Source organism: Paraburkholderia sp. BR13444, assembly GCF_040948755.1.
GTDB classification, from domain to species: domain Bacteria; phylum Pseudomonadota; class Gammaproteobacteria; order Burkholderiales; family Burkholderiaceae; genus Paraburkholderia; species Paraburkholderia youngii.
This window is the reverse complement of sequence record NZ_JBFPKM010000060.1, coordinates 1-302: the sequence shown is the minus strand read 5'-3', so window position 1 is coordinate 302 and position 302 is coordinate 1. Positions and strand designations below refer to the sequence as shown.

General features: G+C 63.9%; 1 pseudogene. It reads right to left on the bottom strand.

Features of this window, described 5'->3' with window-relative positions:
• A pseudogene (locus AB3X95_RS38985) lies at nucleotides 1–302 on the bottom strand (adhesin); the annotation flags it as partial.

Below are 302 nucleotides of genomic sequence, written 5' to 3'. Positions count from 1 at the left end.
TCGAACCACCACCCAGCGCCCGGGCCGTGCTCGACGCCGTGCCGTACAACTGGCCACCGTTGACCGCGTCCACGCTCGATGCCCGCACTGCGCCCGCAGCCACACCGGTCACCGTACGGTTGCCCGCGGTGCCCGCCACGTTGATCACCGAACCGTCAGCATCTTTTGCCACCGAGATGTCACGACTGGTTGCGTCCTGCTGGACCAGACCCACCGTGCCTTCTGACAACTGGTTCTGCACGTTCGTGATGCTGGACGCGTTCTGCGCGATGTTGCTCGTGTTCTTTGCGATGTCAGTTGCA